Annotated in this window: 11 protein-coding genes; 4 read left to right on the forward strand and 7 right to left on the reverse strand. The window is 69.0% G+C overall.

What is annotated here, in order from left to right; all coding sequences use genetic code 11:
• Window positions 1-68: 68 nt before the first annotated feature.
• The gene (locus tag N0B31_RS20110; RefSeq protein WP_260593430.1) at window positions 69-10,010 is read right to left on the reverse strand and encodes an outer membrane protein assembly factor BamB family protein; all 9,942 of its coding nucleotides are present in this window, start codon (window positions 10,008-10,010) and stop codon (window positions 69-71) included.
• Between the two features lie 129 nt (window positions 10,011-10,139).
• Between N0B31_RS20110 and N0B31_RS20115 the strand changes: the two genes are divergently transcribed.
• A complete protein-coding gene (locus N0B31_RS20115; RefSeq protein ID WP_260593431.1) occupies window positions 10,140-10,934 on the forward strand; it encodes a helix-turn-helix transcriptional regulator in 795 nt (264 codons plus the stop codon).
• A gap of 337 nt (window positions 10,935-11,271) precedes the next feature.
• Complete coding sequence (locus N0B31_RS20120) at window positions 11,272-11,439, forward strand: DUF7503 family protein (protein ID WP_260593432.1); 168 nt, start codon at window positions 11,272-11,274, stop codon at window positions 11,437-11,439.
• A gap of 156 nt (window positions 11,440-11,595) precedes the next feature.
• Here N0B31_RS20120 and N0B31_RS20125 read toward each other — a convergent pair whose 3' ends face one another.
• Complete coding sequence (locus tag N0B31_RS20125; protein WP_260593433.1) at window positions 11,596-14,154, reverse strand: hypothetical protein; 2,559 nt, start codon at window positions 14,152-14,154, stop codon at window positions 11,596-11,598.
• Window positions 14,155-14,391: 237 nt separating this feature from the next.
• Here N0B31_RS20125 and N0B31_RS20130 point away from each other — a divergent pair, with 237 nt between their 5' ends.
• The gene (locus N0B31_RS20130) at window positions 14,392-15,420 is read left to right on the forward strand and encodes a hypothetical protein (protein WP_260593434.1); all 1,029 of its coding nucleotides are present in this window, start codon (window positions 14,392-14,394) and stop codon (window positions 15,418-15,420) included.
• Between the two features lie 931 nt (window positions 15,421-16,351).
• On the opposite strand, the gene N0B31_RS20135 is transcribed toward N0B31_RS20130, so the two are convergent.
• The 3 genes from N0B31_RS20135 to N0B31_RS20145 form a co-directional block, all read right to left on the reverse strand.
• Complete coding sequence (locus tag N0B31_RS20135) at window positions 16,352-18,283, reverse strand: archaea-specific SMC-related protein (RefSeq protein ID WP_260593435.1); 1,932 nt, start codon at window positions 18,281-18,283, stop codon at window positions 16,352-16,354.
• Between the two features lie 112 nt (window positions 18,284-18,395).
• A complete protein-coding gene (rdfA, locus tag N0B31_RS20140; protein ID WP_260593436.1) occupies window positions 18,396-19,019 on the reverse strand; it encodes a rod-determining factor RdfA in 624 nt (207 codons plus the stop codon).
• Window positions 19,020-19,212: 193 nt separating this feature from the next.
• Window positions 19,213-20,049 (reverse strand): DUF3891 family protein, encoded by an 837-nt coding sequence (locus N0B31_RS20145; protein WP_260593437.1) that lies wholly within the window; start codon window positions 20,047-20,049, stop codon window positions 19,213-19,215.
• A 684-nt stretch (window positions 20,050-20,733) separates the two neighbouring features.
• Here N0B31_RS20145 and N0B31_RS20150 point away from each other — a divergent pair.
• Window positions 20,734-22,404, forward strand: coding sequence for an aldehyde ferredoxin oxidoreductase family protein (locus N0B31_RS20150; RefSeq protein WP_260593438.1), 1,671 nt, complete (start codon window positions 20,734-20,736; stop codon window positions 22,402-22,404).
• 21 nt (window positions 22,405-22,425) lie between these two features.
• Here the strand turns inward: N0B31_RS20150 and N0B31_RS20155 are convergent, their stop codons facing one another.
• Both N0B31_RS20155 and N0B31_RS20160 read right to left on the reverse strand, forming a co-directional pair.
• Window positions 22,426-23,184: an MBL fold metallo-hydrolase gene (locus tag N0B31_RS20155; RefSeq protein ID WP_260593439.1), complete on the reverse strand. Its 759-nt coding sequence runs from the start codon at window positions 23,182-23,184 to the stop codon at window positions 22,426-22,428.
• A gap of 2 nt (window positions 23,185-23,186) precedes the next feature.
• Window positions 23,187-23,996 (reverse strand): MBL fold metallo-hydrolase, encoded by an 810-nt coding sequence (locus N0B31_RS20160; protein WP_260593440.1) that lies wholly within the window; start codon window positions 23,994-23,996, stop codon window positions 23,187-23,189.
• Window positions 23,997-24,064: the final 68 nt, after the last annotated feature.

Here is a 24,064-nt window from a genome sequence, read left to right on the forward strand (position 1 = left end):
CGGCACAATAAGTGGTCGGTCGCCGGCCGGCGGGCGTACCGGGCCGAGCGGTCGTCGCGCCCGCGACACTACGGCTGCTCCGATCGCCCACGTCTCGTCCGCCGCCGCAGCCCCAGCAGTCCGAGCAGGAGCCCGAGGAGCGCCGTCCACGGCCCGAACCCGGGGCCATCGGCCGCCGACGTGGCCGTGGTGGGTGCCGTCGGTGACCCAGTCTCGGTCGTCGTGACGGTCGCGGTCGCCGCCGTCGGTGACGCCGTGGACGACGCCGTCGGCGTGACGGCCGTGGTCGGCGTCGGGGTCGTGGTTACGGTCACCGTGACGGTCGGTGTGGCCGTGGGCGTCACCGCCGGTGTCGGCGTCGGTGTCGGTTCAGGTGCCGGAGTCCGCGCTGGCGTCGGGGTGGGGGTCGGCGTGGGCTCCGGGTCCCGCCCGTCGCTGTCGCTCCCGTCCGGCGTCGTGTCGTCCCCCGTCGTGGGCGACCCCGTGTCACCGGATTCGGAGCCGACGGTGAACGTCAGCGTCTCGGTGTGGGTGTTGTCCGCCCGGTCGACGACGACGACCTCCAGCGTGTGTGTGGAACCGTCCGTCAGCCCGGTCGCCTCGAACTCGGTGAACGTGCTCGTGACGGTGGTCGCGGGGTCGGTCGTGACCAGCGCGCCGTCGAACAGCACCCCGACCCGACCCGTTTCCACGCCGCTGAGTGCGTCCGCGTACTCGACCCGGAGCGTCGCGGCCGTGGTCCCGGCCGGCAGCTCCTCACCGTCCGACGGTATCGTCGCCGTGACGGTCGGCGGCGCGCGGTCGCTCGCGACCGCCCCGTAGGTCGAGAAGTGGGTCACGGTCGCGACCCAGTACTCGTCGGTCGTCCCGTCGACGGTGACGTTCTCGACGGTCGTCGGCACGTCCGACCACCGGCCGGTCGTCTCGTTGTAGAAGCGGACGGTCACGTCCTCAACGTCGGTGCCGGACGCGAGTCGCGACCGGTTCACGGGGACACCGACGAGGGCGTGGTCGAGGTTCGCCGAGAGCTGACTCCCGATCTCCGCGTCGAGGAACGCCACGCCCGAGGGCTCACTTGCGAGCGGGGCGAGTGGCGAGTCGCTCTCGGTCACCGTGACGAACGTGTCGGTCACCGTCTGGCTCGCGGTGAACCTGACGAACAGGCCCGAGGGCACGAGCCGGACGGTGATGGTACCGTTCGCGTCCGTGCTGGCGGTCGTGACGAGTGCCGTCGCGGTGTCGTTGCCGCGGTTCCCCGCGAGGTCGGCGCCCGCCGAGACGAGGCCGTACTGCCCCTCGCCGGCGAGCGTGACGGTCCCGTTCCAGTGGCCCCCCTCGTCGGTCAGGGCGACCGGGACGACTGTGCCGTCTGGTCGCTCGACATCGAGGGTGAGCGATCCCGGTCGGACCGGTTCGTCCGGCGCGACGGTCACCGCCGCGGCGGTCGCGTTCAGCCGGGTGACCGTCGCCGGCACGTTCGGGACCGCACGGTCGACGACGACCCGGTCGGCAGCCGCGACGGTCCGGCGGTTGCCCCGGTCGTCGACGGCCGTGACGACCACGTCGTACGCGCCGTCGTCGGGGAGTCGACTGGTTGGAATCGAGGCCGTCCAGTCGCCGGTCGCCGAGTCGTACTCGACGCTGCCGGACTCGGTGCCGCCGTCGAGAGACCCGATGGGTTTCGAGGCCGTCCCGTCGTCGGTCCCCGCGTCGTACGTCGCGTCAACCGTCTCCTCGAAGGTGGTGAACCGGGCGTCGAGTGTCACGCGCACGGCGTCGACTGTCCCGGTCGCGTCGGTGGCGTCGACGGTGAAGTCGACGCTCTCGTTCGCGTAGACGGTCGACCCGTCACGTGCGGCGCCCGTCACCGCGACGTCGTGGACGGTCGGGGCGTCGGCGTCTTCACCGGTGCCGCCGAGGGTGACCTCGACTTCGGGCTCGTCCGGGTCGTCCGAGAGCACCGTAAGCGTGGCCTCGGCCGGGCCGGTGGCTGTCGGCGCGTACGCCACGGTGAGTTCGTGGGTGCCGCCGTAGCCGAGCACCGCCGATCCAGTACCCGAAACCACTTCGAACGCACTGGCGTTCGGGCCCGAGAGCGCCGTGCCCGAGACGGTCAGATTCCGGTCGCCGACGTTGGCGACGGTGACTGTCTTCGTGGCGTTCCCGCCGGCGGGAACGGTCCCGAACTCGAGGTCGGTCGGGGTGACCACGACGTCGGCGACCCCGGAGCTGGAGGCGTCGACGACGGTGACGGTCACCGGGACGAACGTGGAGTACTCGCCCTCGGCGTCGCGGATGCGGTAGACGTAGGAGTCGACGCCGACGAAACCGGGATCGGGCGTGTAGCTGAAACTCCCGTCCTGCGCGGAGCGATGGAGCGTACCGTTGTTGGGGTCGCTGTGATGGCTCGCGTCGAAAGTGTGGCCGTCGACGTCGTAGTCGTTCGCCAGCCGACCGGGGGCGTCCACCGTGAGCGTCTCACCCTGAACGACGACGTACTCGTCCGAGACCGCGGTCGGGGCGCGGTTCGTCGGGGGGAGCACCTCGATGGTGACGGTGGCGAACGAGGAGTACTCGCCCTCGGCGTCGCGGATGCGGTAGACGTAGGAGTCGGTGCCGACGAAGCCGGGGTCCGGCAGGTACTGGAAGCTCCCGTCCTGCGCCGAGCGGTGGAGCGTGCCGTTGTCGGTGTCGCCGTGGTGGCTCGCGCCGAACGAATCGCCGTCCGGGTCGCGGTCGTTGGCCAGGCGACCGGGGCCGCTCACGTTCAGCCACTCGCCCGCGTGGACCGAGTAGGAGTCGTCGACGGCCTGCGGCGGCCGGTTCGGGTCCGGGAGTACCTCGATGGTGACCGTCTCGAAAGCCGAGTACGTGCCGTGCTCGTCGCGGACGCGGTAGACGTAGGAGTCGATGCCGACGAAGCCGTCGTCCGGGAGATATTCGAAACTCCCGTCCTGTGCCGAGCGGTAGAGCGTGCCGTCGTCGGTGTCGCCGTGGTGGCTCGCGTCGAACGAATCGCCGTCCGGGTCACGGTCGTTGGCCAGGCGACCGGGGCCGCTCACGTTCAGCCACTCGCCCTCGTAGACCGTGTAGCGGTCGGCCGTAGCGACCGGCGCCCGGTTCGCCGTCGCGTTCGGGTCCGGGAGCACCTCGATGGTGACGGTGGCGAACGAGGAGTACTCACTGTCTTCGTCCCGAACACGGTAGACGTAGGAGTCGGTGCCGACGAAGCCGTCGTCGGGCCGGTACTGGAAGCTGCCGTCCTGTGCGGAGCGATGGAGTGTGCCGTTGTCGGTGTCGCCGTGGTGACTCGCGCTGAAGACGTCCCCGTTCGGATCGAGGTCGTTCGCCAGCCGACCGGGCCCGCTCACGTTCAGCCACCGGCCTTCGTAGACCGTGTAGTGGTCGGGGACCGCGACCGGTGCGGTCGTGGCCGGGTCGACGACCTCGATAGCGACTGCCCCGAACGTGGAGTACTCGCCGTCGTCGTCGCGGACACGGTAGACGTAGGAGTCGGTGCCGACGAAGCCGTCGTCGGGGAGATACTGGAAGCTGCCGTCCTGTGCGGAGCGATGCAGCGTGCCGTTGTCGGTGTCTCCGTGGTGGCTCGCGTCGAAGTCGTCGCCGTCGACGTCGTAGTCGTTCGCCAGCCGACCGGGGCCGCTCACGTTCAGCCACTCGCCGGCGAGGGTGGCGTAGTGGTCCGGGCCGACCGTCGGCGCCCGGTTCGACGGGAGCACCTCGATGGTGACGGTTGCGAACGAGGAGTACTCGCCCTCGGCGTCGCGGATGCGGTAGACGTAGGAGTCGGTGCCGACGAAGCCGTCGTCCGGGAGATATTCGAAACTCCCGTCCTGTGCCGAGCGGTGGAGCGTACCGTGGCTCGGCGAGCCGTGGTGGCTCGCGCCGAACGTGTCGCCGTCGACGTCGTAGTCGTTGGTGAGGCGACCGGGACCACTCACATTCAGCCAGGTGCCCTGCCGCACGGTGTACGTGTCCGGGACCGCGGTCGGGGCGCGGTTCGTCGGGGGGAGTACCTCGATGGTGACGGTGGCGAACGAGGAGTACTCGCCGGCTTCGTCCTGAACGCGGTAGACGTAGGAGTCGGTGCCGACGAAGCCGTCGTCCGGGAGGTACTGGAAACTCCCGTCCTGCGCCGAGCGGTGGAGTGTGCCGTTGTCGGTGTCGCCGTGGTGACTCGCGTCGAACGAGTCACCGTCCGGGTCGTGGTCGTTCGCCAGCCGACCGGGCCCGCTCACGTTGAGCCACTGGCCGGCGTGGACCGAGTAGGAATCGTCGACGGCCTCGGGCGCCCGGTTCGGGTCCGGGAGCACCTCGATGGTGACCGTGGTGTACGCCGAGTACTCCCCCTCGCTGTCCTGCGTGCGATAGACGAACGAGTCGGTGCCGGTGAAACCGGGGTCCGGGCGGTACTCGAAGCCGCCGCTGGCGTAGAACGACTCGAGCGTCCCGTTGTCGGGAGCGCTGTGGTGGCTCGCGTCGAACGAATCCCCGTCCGGGTCGGCGTCGTTCGTGAGGACGTCGGGGGCACTGACGTTCAGCCACTCGCCCGCGTAGACCGTATAGCGGTCGGTGGCCACGGTCGGCGGTCGGTTCTGGCCGACGAGCGTTCCGGTACCGGACAGCGCGACGTTCACCGTCGGTTCGTCGGTGTCGTTCGTCGAGAGGGTGAGTGTCGCGTCGGCCGCCCCGGTGAACTCGGGGGCGAACTCGACAGTGACGTCGTGTGCCCCGCCGGCCGGGATGGTCGTCGTGCCGCCCCCGTCCGTGACGCCGTAGGCGGTCGCGGCGGTCCCCGAGAGACTGGCCCCGTCGAACGAGAGCGACGAGCCACCGACGTTCGAGACGGTCACGATCGTCGTCGTGCTGTTACCGACCTCGACGTCGCCGAACTCGTGACTCGCCGGCGAGACGTCGACCTCGGCGGGGCCGACGCCGACGCCGGTGAGCGTCGCCGTGACGGTCCCCGAGAACAGGGTGTCGACGTCGAGGCTCGCGGTCTTCGTCCCGCTCGCGGTCGGCGCGAACCGCAGCCAGACGGTCGCGCTGTCCCCCGGATACACGTTCGTCTGCGGGCCGCTCAGGATGCGGTAGTCGGCGTCATCCGTCCCGCCGACCGTCGCGCCGTCGATGTAGAGCGTCTCCGTCCCCTCGTTCGTTATCTGGACGTACCGGTCGACCGTCTCTCCGACGGCGACGTCACCGAAGTCGCGGGTCGTGGGCGAGACGACCGGATCAGCCGAGGGCTCCGAGACGTCCACCTGGACCGGCGGCAGGTCCGCGACGGTCACGTCGTACGTGCCCGTGTTCGCGAACGCGTGCGTGAACGTCACCGTCGCCTCGTCGTCGTAGCCCGTCCCAACCGTGCCGTTCGTGGTGTCGACGACGCTCCCGTCGACCGAGAGGTTCGTGGTGTAGGGGCAGGCGGCGGCACCGAGGTTCCGGACGGTCGCTTCGACGGTGACCGACTCGCCAGTCGAGGCGTTCCGGTCGGAGACGGTGAGTCCGGTGTACTCGAAGAGCGCCGACGGCTGGTCGGTCGTCCCACCACGGAGCGCCGCGAGCGAGTAGGTGTCGTCGGCGTTCTCCAGCCCCGTCGTGTAGAGGACGCCGTCCGCGACGGCCGGCGTGAACGACGCCTCGCCGTACGCACCGTAGCGCCACACCAACTCGCCCGTGTCGGCGTCGTAGGCCCGGATGGTGCTGTCGGCCATCGGGACGTACACCACGCCGCCGGCGGCGGCGAGCGAGTGTTCGGCGGCCGCACACACCGTCGTGTTCCAGCGCGCGTCGCCGGTCGACGCGTCGAGGGCCCGGACCGCCCCGTCGGCGGTGAGGTACAGCGTCCCGTTCGCCAGCGCGGGGGAGGCCCCGGTGTAGCCGTCGACGTTCGCCGGGACGCGCCAGACCGTGCTCCCGTCCGCCGCGTCGAGCGCGTAGATACTCCCGTCAGTACTGCCGTACGCGGCATCGTCGACGTAGACGACGCCGTCCTTCACGACCGGTGCGTGGAGCCGCGACCCTGCGCCGGCGATGCTCCGGTTCCACCGTTCGGTGCCGGTCGCTGCGTCGAGCGCGTACGTGTGGCCGTCGTCGCTCGTGAGGTACACCGACCCACCCACGACGGCAGGCGTGGTCATCCCGTACCCCGAGTCGGGCGTGGCGAACGTCCAGAGACGTTCTCGCGTCGTCGCGTTCAGCGCGTAGAGCCGGTCCTCACTGGGGCCTTCTCCGGCGACGTAGAGCACGTCGTCGACCACGGCGAGGCCGCCGTCGTCGCCCACGTCGAACGTCCAGAGACGCTCGCCGGTCGTGGCGTCCAGCTGGTAGAGCGTGCCGTAGGCGGTGACCGCGTAGAGGTGTCCCCCAGCGTACGCGGGCGGGACCTCGACGTCGTCGAGGGTCTGGTACTGCCAGCGGAGCGACCCGTCGGTGGCGTCGTAGGCGAACACCGACTCGGTACCGCTGTCGTCGCGCCCGCCGACGAAGACGGTGTCTGCGGCCACCGTCGGCCCGCTGGACCACTCGTTGGAGTGGTCGACGGTCCAGTCCACGACGTTCGCACCGACCGCCGTCGGCGCGGTGGTGCTGGAGCCGCCGGCGTTCCCTGCGTCGAAGCCCTCGGTCGGCCAGGAACCGGCGTCGGGGGCGAGCGAACGCGGGCCGCCGAGGTCGACGACCGCCCCGTCCGCAGCGTCTCCGACGGCGACGGTAGCGCTCCCGGCCCGGTCGTACATGAACCGCTCCAGTGAGTCTTCACCCTCGTTCGGCTGGAGCGTGAACACGAAGTCGCCCCGGTGCTGGACCTTCACGGTCCAGCTGACCGTCGTGTGCTCGCCCGGCGCGAGCGTCCCCGTCCGGCCGACGTAGTCGTAGACGTAGTGGCTCTCGTCCGGGGCGACCGCGAGGTTCACGTCGTACTCTCGGGCGAGCGTCCCGACGTTGGTCGCCGTCGCGGTGACGGTGACGTTCTCGCCGACGCCAGCCACGCCCGAGTCGACCGAGAGGTCGGTGAACTCGATGGCGCCGCCCTCGACGAGCGCACGGAACCGTCCCGACCAGTCGTCGTAGGCGTAGACGGTCCCGTCGACGACCGACAGCGAGAGGCCCTGGCCACTGTGACCGAGCCGCTCGCCGTCCTCGGCGCTGTAGAGACGCGTGTAGCCGGGGTCGAAGGTGGTCTCGGCTCCGTAGACGACGCCGTCGACGACCTGGATGCGCGAGAGGAAGTTCGTGCTCGCGTTCCAGTTCGGGGTCCCGGTCGCCGCGTCGAGCCGGTGGAGGCGGTTCGCGTCGCGGTCCGAGTAGGCGGTCTGTCGGACGTAGAGCGTACCATCGTGGACCGCGGGCTTTCGGAGTCGCCAGCCGTCGTCGCCACCGCCGTAGTAGTTCTGGACGCTCGAGGGGGTGAAACGCCACTGCTCGGCCCCGGTCGCGACGTCGAGGGCGACCAGTTCCTCGGCCGGCTCGCCCGCCGCGTTCGTCGACTCGTCGACGACGAACACGAGGCCGTCGGTGACGACGGGCGTCTCGTCCTGATCGACGCCGAGACCCAGCGAGTCCGTCGTCCAGGCCAGCGAGCCCGTCGCCGCGTCGAAGACGTGGAGTTCGTCCTCGTACGTCGCTGTCTCGATCTCGTCCATGGCAGTCACGAACACGTACCCCTCGCCGGCGGCGTAGGTGCGGTAGGAGTCCTGCAGCCGGAATTCGGCGTTCGAGTACGACCAGACCGGGGTCCCGGTCGCCGCGTCCAGCGCGACGACCGACGCGTTCTCGTAGTAGTCGTTCTGCTCGTAGACGTTGCCGGCGACGTAGACCCGTCCGTCGGCGACGATTGGGCCGTGGTCGTCGCCCGTGCTGACGTTGATCGACACCGACTGCTTCCACGTCCGGGTCCCGGTCGCCGCGTCGAAGGCGTACACGGAGCCGTGCTCGATGGCGCCGGCTCCCTCCGCGAACAGGTAGGGCGTCGTGGCGACGTAGACCGTGCCGTCGACGACCGCCGGCGACCCCGAGGGGACCCGGTTCTCTGCCGTGAAGTTGTACTCCCACTGGACCGTGCCCGCCGCTGTGTCGTACGCGGTGACGGTGTGGACGTCCGCCCCGCCGCTGTATCGGTTCTCGTGGCGGACGACGAAGACGGAGCCGTCGGCGACGACGGGCGTGGTGTCCTCGTCGGTGTTGCTGACGTTCCAGGCCTCCTGGAAGTGCCGTGACGGCCCGTCGGTGTCCGGGTTGGCGTCGGTCCGATTCGCGGCGAAGCCACCCATCGGCCACGCGTCGGCGGGACCGGCGTGGACGACGTCCACGGTGACCGGGCCGGCCGCGAGGTCGGATTCGAGTCGCCGCTGGACGGAGAGGTTCCAGGCGGCCGCGCTCGGGAGTGCCGCCGTGAACGTCAGCGTGGTGGTGGCACCGGGTGCGAGCGTGCCGTTCGTGCGGTCCAGCGTCCACCGGTCGCCCGGGAACGGCGCGTCCGCCACCAGCGAGAGGTCGTAACTCCGGCTCTCGCTGTCGACGTTCTCCACCGTCACGTCGACCGTGAACTGCTCACCCGGTGCGACGGTCGTCGCGGAGGCACCGACCCCGGAGAACCGGAACGGCGAGTCCTCCAGAGCGTAGACACGGGTCCGGTCCCCGTCGAGGACGTGGGCGTACACCCGGTCGTCGGCGACCGCCAACTCGGTCGCGGCGCCGTCGAGACGGTACTGCCACAGCCGCGTCCCGGTCGCCCCGTCCAGCCCGACCACGTGGCCACGGTTGTTCACCGCGTAGACGGTCCCGTCGGCGACGGCCGGCGACCGGGCGTCCGTCCTGACGTAGCTGAGGCCGTGGTCGAGGCTCGCGGGGAGCCGGTGGCGCCACGCCCGCTGGCCCGCCGACGCGTCGAGCGCGTGGACGGTGTTCCCCGACGCGAGGTAGACGGACCCGTCCGCGACGGCAGCCCCGGTCGGTCGCGTGTTCAGGTCGAACATCCACTCGACGTGACCGTCGGTGGCGTTCAGGCGGTAGAACTTCGGGTCGTGGTCCGTAGTCGACTGGTCGCGGAGCGCAGAGCCGGCCCCAACGTACACCGACCCGTCGCCGACGACTGGCGGCATCGTGACTGGGCCCTCCATCTCGAACTGCCAGCGTTCGCGGCCGTCGCTCGCGTTCAGCGCGTAGACTGCGTAGTCGCGGTCGTTCACCCGTCCCGTGGCGTAGACCGTCCCGTCGGCCGCCGACAGGCCGAGCGAGACGTCATCGTTCACGTCGACGGACCAGCCCGCCGCGCCCGTCTGGAGGTCGTACGTGTACAGGTACTCCCCACGAGCGGCGTAGAGCGTGCCGTCGCTGATCACCGTCGCGTCGGCCTCGAAGGCGGTGACGTTCCACAGCTCGGTGCCGTCGGTCGCGCGGTACGCGCGGATCTCGTCGCCGGAGTAGTCGACCTCGGTCGTGACCACCACGCCCTCCGAGACGGCCACGCTGTCGACGTCGAGGCCACTGAGGTTCCAGACCTGCGCACCGGTGTTACTGTCCACCGTCCGCAGTGTCTCCTGTCCGGGGACGAACACGAGGCCATCCGCGACGACGGGGGGGACGTCGCTGGTGTCGCCGTCGAAGGCGTAGACCCAGCGGGCGTCCGGGTCGCTCTGCGGCCCGGAGGCGTTCGGGTTGGCTCCGGTTCGCCCCGGGTCGCGGCCGGCGGTGCCCCAGTCGTCGGCGTCGAGCGTCGGCCCCGTCGTAGAGGACCCGGCTACGGTCGCCGTGTCGAGCGAGACGGCCGTCTCCTCGACGGTCCGGGAGTCACCGGTCGGCGTGTGGACGGCGTCACCGCCGACCGGCCCCCGTTTGTCGGCCGCAAGTGCAGGGGTGCCGAGTGCGGCTCCCGCCGGCCCGACGACGACGGAGAGTACGACGAGCGCGGCGAGCGTGACCGGAGCGAGTGTGTCGAACGCGCCACCGAGAAACGACAGCAAGGAGGTGCGAACCGATAGTTCAGGCATTAGGATACTCTCCCTTCCTCGGTCGATATATGCAGCCACCGGGTGTCGTTCGGGACCCGGACGCGTTCCGGAAGCCGAAACAGGCCCGGAGTACGAACAGTTATCGTAACTCTCGTCCAGTTGAGGTTAATGGACGTTGCCGGACCGGACGACGGCGGGCTGCCCTTGGCGGGCATCAAGCGCGGAGACGCGCTGACGGCGCTCCGGGACGGCCCCATGGACCGGGCCGCGCTGATGGAGAGACTCGACGTCTCTCGAACGACCATCCACCGTATCGTCAGGGCACTCGAAGCCCGTGACATCGTCGAGCAGCGCGGGAACGAGTTCGAGCTCACCACGTTCGGACAGACGGTCGCCGACGAGGTGGCGGCGTACCGGCGTCGTGTCCGTGCCGCCGGACACCTCAAGCCGTTCCTCGAGACGACTCCCGACCTCCCGGTCGAACTCGACGTCGGCCTGTTCCAGCGGGCGCAGGTGACGGAGACGGAGCCGACGAATCCCTACGGCCCGGTCGCACGGTTCATGGAACTGCTCGTGGACTCGGAGACGTTGTACGGCTTCGACACCACCACGATCGCGCCCATCTACGTCGACGAGATCCGGGACGAGATCCTCGGGGGGATGGAGACCGACGTCGTGTACCTCCCGTCGGTCGTCGAGGACATCGTCGACACCTACGCGGCGGAGATCGCGGCGGCCGTCGAGAGTGGGCATCTCACCCTCTCGACCCACGAGGACCTCCCCTTCGGCCTCGCCGTCTTCGACGACCGGGTCGGCCTGGGTGGGTACGACCCCGAGACCGGGATGTTACGCGCGTTCGTCGACACGGCCGACCCCGGGGCCCGCGAGTGGGCCCTCGACCTGTACGAGCGGTATCGCGAGGCAGCTACCCCGATGGAACTCTCGTCGGGCACGAGCGACTGACGTCGTGGCCCGGTCGTTCCGTCTCGTCGCCTCCAGCGGTTCACTGTCGTCCGCCTCGAGCCGGTGTAGCGCTCCTCGGCAGGCGGTTCCGGCGGCGGCACCGTCGAGCGCATCTCGTACGTGTGACCGAAGGAGATGCTCTGGGTTCGATTCTCGGAGCCAGTCGTGAAATCTGGCCGCAACAGTCGTTCTCGTGGTCGGCCTGCCCGCGTGTGACTGGGTCCAGTTTCGGCCATCGATTAATTCCGCCCTCTAATTATCTGGCTAAAGATACAGTATTTTTCTCTCAGAAACTATCAGATAAATTCATTCAAGCGCCGCCGAATTGTGGTCATGTATGTCGCAGACCCAGACCCAGACGGCCGAACTGGATTCCGAGAGCACCGTTTCCGAGTTCCTCCGTGACCACCCCCGCTTCATGGGCGCGCTGTTCACGCTGCTGCTGCTCCTCTCGCAGAGTGGCAGTGCTATCGCGAGTCAGGCCTCGACCGTCGCCGGCCCCTGAACACTACCGCCAGTCACGCCCGACGAGCGCCGTGTGTCGTACCGTCGTGTTCGCGAACACACTTGCCGTGCGCAGACCGGTCTCTTCGCTCCTGTCCGAGTCATCGATTCGCCGAGCGGCCGCCATCGGCCGTGGCAAGACGGGCTCCTCTACCGGCTACTCCGCTTCCCAGTCACCAGCCTGTTCTGCCTCGCTGCGGAGGTCGGCGGCGCTGACTTCATCCGACCACCCGTAGGTGCCGCTCCGCGTCTCCCTGACCGGCATCGGGTCGAGATTGAGGAACCAATCGAGCGTCGGCTCGTCGACACGGAACGTGTCGAGGTCGCCTGAGTTGAGGTAACTCACATCCTGTGGACCGAGGTGTACTGTCGTATGGCTCCCCAACCCGTACCGTCGCGTCCCGTAACCCTCCAGCGCCACGTCGAACTCGCCGTCCTCACGCGGCGTCACCCGTGCGACGAGCGGCGTCCCGCCCCCGTGCTGGACCAGCGAGAGCGACCCGTTCCCGAACGTCATGTAGAGCTGGCCGCTCAGCGGGTACTGCTCCTCGATCCACTCGACGGCAACCTCGAACGGGAACCCGCCGTTGAGCAGGCGGGCCATCTCCCGGCCGATCTCCGTCGCGGCCGTGTTGAACACCTCCGTCCGGGTCCCGACGCCGGCGAGCGCGCCGGCCTCGACGAGGGCCTGTGCCGGGGCGTAGGAGGCACACGCGTTCAGGACGAACGCGTTGCACCCCACGTCGAGCGTGGCGATGTCCTCGGGCGAGAGGTGGCCGTCCGCACACTCCAGCCCCTCGGGCCGGACGTGGCCGATGTAGTGCAGGAAGTCGGTCTCCTCGGTCAGCAGGTCCCGCATCTCCGCGACCTCGAGCGACTCGTGGATGTCGATGTCGAACGCGAGGTGGTCGCGAGTCCCGTAGATGTCGGTGACGTCCTGTTCGGCGCGCATCTCGTCGTCGTTGCAGACGACGACCACGCGGGTGCGTGGCCGGTCGCTGACGCTCCGGTCCAGGTAGGTCATGAAACTCCCGGCGCTGACCGTCCCGGCGTTCTCCGGGAGGCCCTCGCCCGCCCACGCCTGCGCGACGCTGTCGCTGTCGGGGAGGCGGATGCGGTCGGGAGCGGCCGTGTCGGTGTCGCCACCTCTGACTCCGCCGCGGACCCCGTCTCGAACCGACGCGTCGGCTCGCAGGAAGTCCTCGATGGCGTCTCGCTGTGTCGAATCGCCCGCCGGGACCGACCGTCTGACCCACCGGCGACCCCAGCCCTCGTCCTCGCCCTCCCAGTCCGCCACGTCGAACTCGCCGGGAGACTGCGTCTCGGGGTCGAAGACACGTATCTGTGCCAGTTCGTTCGCGAGGAACGGCAGGAGCGGGGCGTACTCGAAACTCGGCGGTACGTCGACCGTGAGCCGCCAGCGGGGCCACGCCGGCTCGGTCACCGCTGGCGGGATGGTCAGGTAGGCCCGCGTCCGGGCCGTGAACGAGGCCCCGTAGAGGAGGTTCCGGTCGAACCAGTCGGGGAGGGCCGACTCGATGCGCTCGTACTCGGCCAGCTGGTCCGGGTAGAACCCCGCCGACCCGGTCCGGACCAGACAGTCGAGCGTGAACAGGTGCCGGAGCAGGTCGTGGACGCGGTGCTGGAAGTCGACCGGGTCGTCCTGGCCCCCGAGCCGGACCGAGACCGGCGGTTCGTCCCCGACAGCCCGGATCCGGTCGAGGAGCACCCCGCTCGTCGGGTCCTGCTCTGGCGGCGGACACAGGGTGAGCGACGGGTCGTCCCCGGTTCGCTCCGGCACCACCTCGGCGTCGAGGTAGTACGCGAGCGACGTGACTGGGTACACCCACGTCGGCTCCGGCGGCACCCGGAGCCGCGCCCGACGGTCGCTCGACCGGGCCTGCGTGCGCCCGTCGACGGACGGCCGTCGCTCTGGCCGGACGCTCGCGCTCCCCGTGGTCCGGCCCTGCTCGCGCTCCGCGAGCACGTCCGCCAGTCGAGTGACCGGCTCGACCGGGTCGTGGCCGTCGATGGTGCCCCCGTCGTCGGGGTCGGTGAACGTCAACAGGGCCGGCATCCCGCGGAGCGTCGGGAACGTCCGCTCCGGCGAGCGGGTCTTGAGCGCCTGCCCGAACCGGGAGATGCCCTGCAGGACGCTCTCGGCCGTCTGGTCGATGGCGAAGGTGCCGGCCGGCCGCTCGTGGAACGAGCGCACGCCGAGCCGCACCAGCGGCGGGTCGGCGGCCGTGTCCGTCTCGTCCGTCGCGGCCGGGTCGAACTGGACGACCGTCGCGCGGTCGTCGCTGAGGACACGGACGGGGGCGTCGGTCCGGAGGTAGACCTTGCAGCCGACGCTCGGGACCTCGAGCGAGTACTCGTCGTCGGGCGCGGGGAGTCCGGCCGACTCGCCCGCGGCGACCTTCCGGACGACGTCGCCGGAAGCGTCGCGGACGAACACCTGGACGAGTTTCGTCGTCTCCACGCGGAACGCGTGGAAGGCCGCGGCCGTCGTGACCGGGAAGTAGAACGCGTCGGTCGACGCCTCACGCAGCGCGACCGGCGCACCGGGCAGCAGGGTGAACACCGTCTCCTCGATGGGGTCGTAGACGCGGAGCCGGCGGCCCTCGTTGTCGGCGAAGATCTGTGGGCCGGTCTCCGGTGTCAGGCGCTCCTGCGCGAAGGCGGCCTCGGTCGGTGTGGGCTCTTCTCTGGACACGGGTCGGTGGGTGCTGGGTCGGTCTCGACGGCTCGGCGCTCAGGCCCACGAGTCTCGGAGGGCCCACCCCGCCTGCCGGTACAGGCGGCGTGAACGGTGCCCCACGTTCCCCCGTGGCGAGCGACCCGAGCCGCGTCGTTACCCGAGTCGTCGGGGCCCTACCCTAAAAGGTCTTCAGCCGGTTCGTGGTCCCACAGCGGTGGAAGGCTTATGTCTCTGGTCCGCCACGTCCCGCCCGTGTCCCCTACGCGACGTGCCCTCCTCCGCACGGTAGCCACCGCGTCGAGCGCCGGATCTCTGGCCGCGCTGGCCGGGTGTCTCGGCGAGACGATACCCACGGGCGACGACGAGTCACCCACGCCCACACCGACGCCCGACCCGGGTCAGGTCTCCGCTCGTGACGTCCGGTTCCTGCGCTGGCTCCCCGACCCCGCCGCGACGCCGCTCCGTGACGGCTACGGCGTCCAAGTGTACGACACGCTGACCCTCCGCGCACGCCGTGACGACCTCCACCCGAACGCCTCCGACCGGCTCCAGTCCGAGGCGCGCTACGCCGGCCCGGACGAGCGCTACGTGGACTACGAGCGGGTCGACGCGACCGTGGAGGTCGGCTTCGACGCCGCCGTCGCCCTCGGGTCGTTCGACCCGGACGCGTTCCGCGAGCGGTGGACCGACGACCGGACCGAGAGTCGCACCGACCGCCCGAAGACGGCGACCCGCACCCCGACCGACCAACCCGAGTCCTACGGCGAGTTCACGCTGTTCGGGACCGACCGCGTCTTCGCCGTCTCCGAGGACGCCGTCGTGGAGGTCGAGCGTCACCGCGAGGGTGACGCCCTCACGTACGTCAAGGCCATCCTCGACGCCCGGACGGACGAGACCGACTACACCGACGGGAACGCGTACGCCGACGCCCTGCTCGGCCTCGTGGACGGCCCGCACGCGATGCAGTGCTACGTGGAGGCGATGGACGGCTCGACCTCGCGTGGCTTCCGCGAGGACGTCATCACGGGTGGGCTGAAGTCGTGGCGCTTCGGCCGCGAGACGACGCAGTTCACGTTCGGGAACACCTACTCCGACGCGGACGCCGCCGCCGACGCAGACGTGGCCGGCCACCTCGACGCCGACCGGTTCGACGTCTACGAGGGCCTCGGCGTGACGACGGAGGACCGACTGATCTGGGCCGACGGCGAGGTCTCGACTGATCAGTTCGACTTCCTCTCACCGGGTGGGCCGGGCGACGGCGTCCACACGCCGAACGGGTAGGTCGTCCGGGCCGTCGGTCGACCGAACCGTAGCGCGCTCTCGTTCGAGCCCAGCTCCCCGACTCGTGAGCGGCTTCGGTAGTTCGGAGTAGGTGAAAATAAGTGTAGGCGGTTGAGATCCGCCTACGAAATCAAGCGAGAACGGTTGCGAGAAGTTGTTGTGGGCCGAACGACGCTCTCGGCATGTGGTTCCCCGACGCGTCGGACACGTCGACCTCCTCTACCGGGTCGCTCCCGTTCGACACTCGTCGCCTCCCACGAGCGTCCCCTCGTGCGGGGGCCGTCACCGCCGAAAAGTTAACGTACCACAAGGTAGATTACACGTGTGGGTACCGAGCTCGCCGGCTGTCTCACGGTCTCACCAGTGACCGTCCAACCATAGCGCAACGGACCGGCTCAGCCCGGCCCCCGGTTTTTGACCGACTCGCACCGACAGCGACGCCACGGGCTGCGTGCGGGCCGGGCGGGACGCGTCACGACCGGTTGACTCCGGGTCGTGGTCCTCGGGGACTCGCCCAGCGAATCGTGGAACGCCCAGTTCGTCGTCGAGGAACGCGGCCTCGCCGTCCACGTCCCTCGGCGGGCGAGAGGCACACCGGCGAGTCCACCGTGGCGTCCCTCCACTCGGAACGGGTCGAGGACAGCAGGGTGACACGTGCGAACAGGTCGTCCAGAACCTGCTCTGCGGGACGGCCGACAGACGGAACGACGCGCGCGTCCGAACGCGACAGACGTGTTCGCTGCTTGCCTCGCTCTCACGGACGGCACCGTCGCGTTCCGTGAATCGGGACAGGGTGGGCCCGCTCGTGTCCGGGGTGGTCCGTCTCGACCACACGAATCCCCCGACGCGGCGGTACGTGACCGGGCTGGGCGTTCCTCGAACTCGAACGCGTCGGACGGGCTGCCCCGCGAGGGTGAGGGGCGGGCGGCCCTCAGATCTCGGTCAGCCGTTCGTACTCCGCCGGGAGCGCACTCGCATCCTCCGGCAGGAGGGCGACGAGCAGGTAGTCGGCGAACTCGGCGAAGTAGTCCACGAGGGTAGCGATGCGCTCCGAGTCGATGGCCTCCAGCGAGTCGAGCAGGATGAACGGCACCGACTCGTGGACCTCGTGGGCGAGGTAGCCCGCAAGCGCGAAGACGAGGCCCGTCACCTCCCGCTCGGACTCGCTCAGGTTCGAGACGGTGTCCTCGTAGACGGTCCCGGACGCGGTGGACCGGACGACGTGGAGTTCGAACGCGTTCCGGGTCACTTTGCGCCGCCCCTCCCGGACCTCGCGCTCGACACGCTCGATCCAGATCCGGTCGATGTTGTCGTAGTGGAGGAGGCCGAGGATGGTGTCCATGTGTTCGTTGAACTGCTCGACAGCCTCCTGCTCGATGCGCTCGATGCGCGTCCGGAGGTCGGCTATCTCGTCGGATAGCTCCTCGCGCTTGCGCTCGACCTCGGACTCCGTCTCGATGCGGCGTTCGAGCGAGGCGATGTTCTCCTCGACCCGCTCCAGGTCGTTCTCGTGACGGCCGAGTTCGTACTCCAGCTGGTTGGCCTCCTTGTGCAGGTCGAGTACCTCGCCGTAGGAGTCGCTCTCCATCTCGTCGACCTCCGCCTCGACCTGCTCGATGGTCTCGGTGAGTTCCGCACGGCGCTCCTGTAGCCGCTCGACCGACGACTCGCTGCGTTCGACCTCCTCCTCGATGCCCTCGAGACGTCGCTCGATACGCTCGCGGTCGCGCTGTGACTGCTGGAGCTCGGTGCGTTCCTGCTGGAGGTCAGCGATCTCGGTGTCGATGTCGTTCACCTCGCTCAGGTGTTGCTGGCTGAGCTTGCGGAGCTGGTCGACCGTCCGCTCTATCTGCTCGGCGTCGACCTCGCTCCCACACGTCCAGCACGAGACGGTGTCGTCCGCGAGGAGCTGGTCCGTTATCTGCCCGCCGTCCGTGTCGGCGGTCCCCAGCGCCTCGAACACCTCGTCGGCCGCCCCGTTCAGCATCTCCTCGTTGAACCCGATCACGTTCTGGAGCTCGTTCACCTCCGTCTCGAGTCGCTGCTTCCGATCGCGGAGCCGACCGATCTCCGTGTCGAGTTCGGCGATCTCGCCAGCGGGTGTCTCCGGCAGTTCCTCGTACTCGGACTCGAGTTCACGCCGCTCGGCCTCCAGCGCCTCGAGACTCTCGCGCTCCGTCTCGAGGTCGTACCGGACGTCGTCGAGCGTCGACCGCTTCTCGCGCAGCTCGGCCAGTCGGTCCTCCAGTTCGGCCTCCTCCTCGCGCGTCTCCTCGACGTCCGCGTCGGCGGCCTCCAGTTCGGCCTCCTTGGCCTCCAGTTCCTCCTGTGTCTCCGTTATCTTCGACTCGAGCCGGGTCCGCTCCTCCTCCAGCCCCGGGAGCTTCCCCTTCAGCGACTCGATCTCCTCGAGTTCTGCCTCCAGTTCCTTGCGCTCGTCGACGAGGCGTGATATCTCCGCCTCGATGGACTCGGTGTCGACCGGACGCATGATGAGTTCCCTGAGGTCGTCGCCACGGGCCACCGTCCGCCGGGCCTCGTTGGACTCGAGGAGGAAGGCGAACAGGTCCGCCAGCGTGGCGTCCTCGAGGTACGGCTCCCCGTCCGTGACGACCGACTGCGACCGGCGGTACAGCTCCTGGGTGTACGTCGTGCCGTCGACCGTTATGTCGACGCCCCCCTCGTCTGCGTCCGCCTTCATGGAGACGTCGTCGCTTCCCAGCCCCGCCATGACTGCCTGGAGCAACGAGGTCCGGTTCGTCGCGTTCCGGCCGACCAGGATGGTCACCCCGGGCGAGAACTCGACCGACGTCTCCTCGATTCCCCCGATGTTCCTGACGTCTACTGTTACGTTGTTCGACATGATTGGTGAGTTTCCCTTGTCCCCTACCATGGCCCACTCGTATCATAAGTGTTGTCTCTCTTCCGTTTGGAATCTGTTTGGAATAACGCGGGTGGGTGCGGAATCTTCGCGGTCACTCGCAGTCGCAACCACCCCGGTCGAGGAGCTCGACCACCTCGTACTGGCCGCCGCAGTCCTCGCAGACGACGCTGGTGCTCACGATGGTCCGGAACTCGCCGAGGGTGAGGTGGTCACCCGCGCGGAGCTGTTCCAGTTTGCTCTCGGTCACCGCGCTCGTCCGCCCTCTGAGTCGCTGGAGACTCTCCTTCTCCGCCTCGACCCGGTCCCGCTCCGAACGGGTGTACTCCGCGTCGCGGTACTCGGTGAGGTAGGTCCGGATCGCCTGGTAGGAGACGAAGTCGTCGAGCAGCGTGTCGACGTCGATGCCCTCGCGCTCCAGCCGACGCCGAGTCCGGGTGGCGTCGGCTCCGCTCGGGTCGTCCTCGGTGAGCACCCGGTAGATGCTGTCGGCGTCCCCGTCCAGTGCCCGCACGCCGGCGCGCGAGATGGTGTCGGAGAGGAGTCGTCTGTTGAAGTGGTTCGCGAGCGCCCGCAGACTCAGCCGCGAGTCGTCCTCCGCGGTCCACCGGCGTTCGAGTTCGCCGCCGAGTCCCTCGAGGCCGTACTCGTCGATGAGTCGTGCGACCTTGACCCGTCTCCCCCCGGCGTCGGACTCTGACGTGTTTTCGGTAGTCATACCCGTTCCTACCCCAGTGTGCTACAAAAACGTTGGCCACGCCCACCGCGAGGGATTCGGTGGCGACCACGAACAGGTGGCCGAGACGATGACCAGTCAGCCCCGGGCCGTCACACAGGCTCACCGACGCACGACGCGGTGGACCCGTCAGCGACGGCGACCGACCCCAGAAGGGATAACAAATGTACGTTTGTTATTCGGAGAACGTGTACTCCGTCGTCTCGAGGTCGGCCGCGTAGTAGGTCGTCGTGAGGTCCCGTTCGTCCGCGTACTCGCGGGCAGGGATGGTCCGCTCGCGGACGGAGACGACGAGCGGCTCGACGTCGAACGGGTAGGGGTCGAGCGCGAGCGTGGTGTCGTCGACCGCCGTCACGTCGAGGTCGGTCCAGCCCGTCGTGGCCGGCACCGGGCCGAGCGTGGTCGACTCGAGCGTGGGGTAGAGACAGCAGTGGAGCGCGAGTCGGTCCCAGAGCTGCAACAGACAGTAGCTCCGCCACAGCGGCGTGTCGCCGTCGTAGCTGCCCGTCTCGTGGAGCGTCTCGAGCATCGCCACGGCGTCGTCGGTGACGTACGCGCCGTAGTGCTCCGAGTCGTTGAGCGCGTCCGCGAGCCGGCGCTGTCGCTCCTCCTCGTGGTCGACGAACGCCGCGTACTCATCGCTCCGGTCGGGCATCGAGGGGACCGTCCCGTAGCGCCGCCGACGGACGCCCGCACCGTGCATCGAGACGAGCAGGCCCACGTACGGGTCGAGCCTGACGGCGTTCTCGATACCTGCTGCATAGAACTCCTCCCAGCGCGCGCTCGGCACCTCGAAGAGGTTGATCGGCGCGCCGTCGGCGTCGAGATGCGGGTAGAGGTCCCAGGGCCACCAGCCGTTGTCGTGAGTGTAGCCCGCCGCTCGCATCGCCGCATCCGGTTCTGGGTCGGCGACGCGGTCGGCCCCCCAGCCGTCGGCGAACTGCCCGGCCATCGTCGCGTGTTCGTTCTGCCCGACGATGCGATAGCCCTCCTCGCGGGCCGCGACTAGCATCCGCCGACACCCGTGTTCGCGGTCATAGCTGCCGTCTCGGAGGCAGCGTGCTTTGCTCTTGTGGCGGTGTCCCGAGACTCCATCGGTCCCGGCCCGCACCGGCGGTCGTCCTCGTCCGCGGGGCCGGGCAGCCGGTCCGAGTCGCTCTCCTCGAACCACTCGCGCTTCGGCCGGAAGGTCGCCACGGGTCCCCGGGTTCTGCCCACCTCTTCGCCTTTCCTCCGTGTGCCGTCTCCCTCGTCGTGCGCCGTGCTGTTCCGTAACAGGGAACGACAGGTGCCGGGTCGAACGGCCGACGAGCCGTCGGCAGCTCCGGATGGGTGGGCGTGGACTGCTCTGCCGGTCGTCTGCTGCTGTCCGTCTGTGGGTGCGTCTCCGCTTCGTGCCGGCCCGGCGGCGCGTACTACCACACCGAGTGGTCGACGGGGTCCTTCGTGCTCGTCAAGCAGTGGGTTCCGCATCGCGGAACGACTGGAATGACAGACGATGGCGTCCGTCACACTAGCGAGGACGGGCACGTCGGGTGTCAGCACGGCGGCTCCGTCGCCTGACACCCCTCGGCTGTCCCGGATGGACGAGTTCGAAGACGACGAATCGGGTCGGGATGGTAGTCCAGCCGACCGTTCCCCGCCACCGGGTCAACCCACCGTTGTGCTTAATATCCGTGCTAGGCATCTACTGCCCATGCTTCGTTCCAAAGGCCCACTCCTCAGCGTCGACCTCGAGACCCATTCGGCCAGCGAGGAGAACGTAGACGCTGTCCTCGAGTCGTTCATCGGCGGTCGAGGGGTCGGGACGAAACTCGCGTTCGACCGTATCCCGTTCGACGCCGACCCGTTCGGGCCGGAGAATCGACTCGTGTTCGCCACCGGGCCGCTGCAGACCTCCCAGATGAGCTTCACCGGCCGGACGAGCGTCACGGGGCTCTCACCGCTCACGAACGGGCTTCTCTCTTCGAACGCCGGCGGTTTCGTCTCCCGGCACCTCGCCGACACCGGCTACAGCGCCGTCGAGCTCGCGGGCGAGAGCGACGACCTCGTCGCCGTCCACGTCCGCGACGACGGCGTGGACGTCGAACCGGTGCCCGAGCTCGCGGGCGCGACCGTCCCCGAGGTCGACGCCGCGATGGCCGAACGCCACGACATCGGCGAGGACCAGCTCGTCGTCGTCGGGCCGGCCGGCGAGAATCGGGTCCGGTTCGCCTCGCTCATGACGAGTGAGACTCGTGCGTTCGGTCGTGGCGGCCTCGGGGCCGTCCTCGGTGCGAAGAACGTCAAGTGCGTCTCGTTCGGTGGCGACTCCGCTCCCGACATCGACATCGCCCCCGTCCAGTCCGAGGTCCACCGCGACGCGGCGACCTCCGACAGCATCATGAAGGAGCAGGGGACGACGAGCGTCACCGACCTCGCGAACGAGATCGGGGCGCTTCCCACGCGGTACTTCGAACGCCTCCAGTTCGACGGTGCCGAGGGGATCAACGGCGACACCGTCGCGACGAAGAAGTACAAGAAGGGGACCTGTTCGCAGTGCGCGTTCGCGTGCAAGCTCCCGACGCGTGACGAGGCGACGGGACTGGAGACCGAAGGCCCCGAGTACGAGACGGTGATGGCGTTCGGTTCGAACCCGATGGTCGACGACGTGGTGTCGGTGATGAAGTCGAACAAGCTCTGTGACGACTTCGGGATGGACACCATCTCCTGTGGCGACGTGATCTCGGCGTATCTCGCGTCGGAAGACGAGTTCGGCAACAGCGAGTTGATCCACGAACTCGTCGAGCAGATCGCCCACCGCGAGGGTGTCGGCGACCTGCTCGCCGAGGGGGTCCACCGCGTGCACGAAGCGCTGGGTGTCGAGGACTGGTCGGTGAAGGGGATGGAGTTCTCCGCGCACGACGGCCGCAAACTCAACGGGCAGGGCCTCGGCTTCGCCACCGCCAACCGTGGCGCCGACCACATGTACTCGACGTTCTACGCCTACGAGTATCCGCTCGTCAGCGGTGACCTCGCGTTCCCGCCCGAGGGGCTCGAGGACAAACCGGCGAAGTTGGTCGAACTGGAGAACAAGCGCGCGCTCGAAGACTGCGGCGTCGTCTGTCGGTTCTCCCGCGGCATCATGACCGACGAGCGGTTCGAGCAGCTGTTCGACGACGACTTCGAATCCCTGCTGGCCGTCGGCGGTCGCGTCGTCGAACTCGAACGGTACTTCAACAACGAACGCGGCTTCGACCGGAGCGACGACCGGCTCCCGTACGACCTGCCCGGCTTCGACGCCGCCCTCGACGCCTACTACGACGCACGGGGGTGGAACCGCGACGGCACGGTCCCCTCGGATGTCGCCGGCGGGACCGCAGACTGACAGACGGTCGGAGCGCCCGACTCAGGGGGCGCTCGCCGCGGCCGTCTCGGCGATGGCCTCGACGGCGCGGTCGAGGTACGCGTCGATGGTCGACGCGCCGACGATGGGGTTGCCGTGGACCGGCGCCCACACCTCGACGTCGTACGTGTCGACCAGTTCCTCGAACGCCCCGCGCATCTTCTCCGCGTCGAGGTACTTCACGAACGGGAGTGCGTCCTCGTTGTACGCGCGGATGTCGTCGACGCTCGGGAGGTCGTCGACCGAGCGGCAGACCACCCGACAGTCGCCGGGCCAGTGGTAGTGCCCCATGTCCGCGACGAACATCGTCTTCGAGCCGTGGTCGTACACCCACATCGAGTGGGCGGCGTCGACGAGCGGCGGCCACGGGAACGAGAGTGTCCGGCCGCAGATCTCCCGCGTCTCGTCGTGCATCACGCCCGTCGAGGGGCCCATCCCCAGCGCCTCGGGCGACGCGGAGGTACCGCTGAAGGAGGTGTAGAGGTCGAAGTCCCAGCCCTCACGGAACGCCCGCGCGTTGGCGACGTGCGGGAGGTCGTAGTGACTGAACACGGCCGCGGCGACACCGGCGTCGCCCACCACCTCGCCGATACGCTCCCGGAGCACGTCCTGGTGTTCGATCGCCCCCGTCTCCACGAGCACGTACCCCTCCGGGGCGTCGACGAGGTACGGCGAGATGTGGTGGTGGCGCTCGGTCATCTCGTAACACTGGTCGACCCAGTAGACGCCATCGGGAAGCTCGATGGCTGGCGTCTCGGACATGGTCACTTCAACTCCGCGAGCCGGCCGCCGGTCGTGATCATCTCGACGACGGTCTTGCTCAGCTCCAGGTGTTCGACGGCGTCCTCTCGGATGACGACACCGTGTGCGGGCGCGAGTATCTGTGGGTCGTGGTCCTCGATGAGTGCGTCGATGGCCCGGTACACCGCCTCCGGGTCGCAGTACTGCAGCCACCGGAGCGCGCGGGCCTGCATCTCGATGATGCGTTCGGCGGTCACGGGGACGTCGAGTTCGTCGTTGAACCGTAGACACTCGCCCTCGACGTGGAGCGACCCCATCCAGTCGGCGGTGAACAGCGCGCCGGACTCGCGTTCTTTCATCCAGATGTGGAACGCCGTGTCCGGGAACGCCGCCTCGACGAACTCGACGACGTAGCCGCCGAGGTCGACGGTGTCCCCGACCTCGACCTTGCGGCCCCGGTCGAGGTAGTAGAGTTCCTCGCCCCGGCCGTACGCCGAGGAGAGGAGTTCCGCGTCCGGGTACGCTCGGAGGATGGCGTTCGTGTTCCCCGCGTGCGGTGCCTCGGGGTGCGAGGGGACGACGTAGTCGAGGCCGTCCTCACCGACCAACTCCTCCAGTTCCGACAGGAGGAGGTCACGGGCGCCCGGCGAGACGGTGTCGTACAGCAGCGTCCGCTCGCCCTTCACGAGATAGGCGTTGTTGCAGACGTGTATCGAGCGGTCGGGGTCGTACCACGTCGGCGGTTCGTCGCGGTCGCGGAACTCCGCGTCCATGACGGGCTTGTCGATACACTGCTGTATCTGGTATATCTCGGGACCGATTCGTCGTGCCATCTGATTCTCGTCGTCCCTTTCGGCCACCACTACTTGAATCTGTGCGCCAGCCGGGAGCCGACACCGAC

It is taken from the genome of Salinirubellus salinus (genome assembly GCF_025231485.1).
GTDB classification, from domain to species: Archaea; Halobacteriota; Halobacteria; order Halobacteriales; family Haloarculaceae; genus Salinirubellus; species Salinirubellus salinus.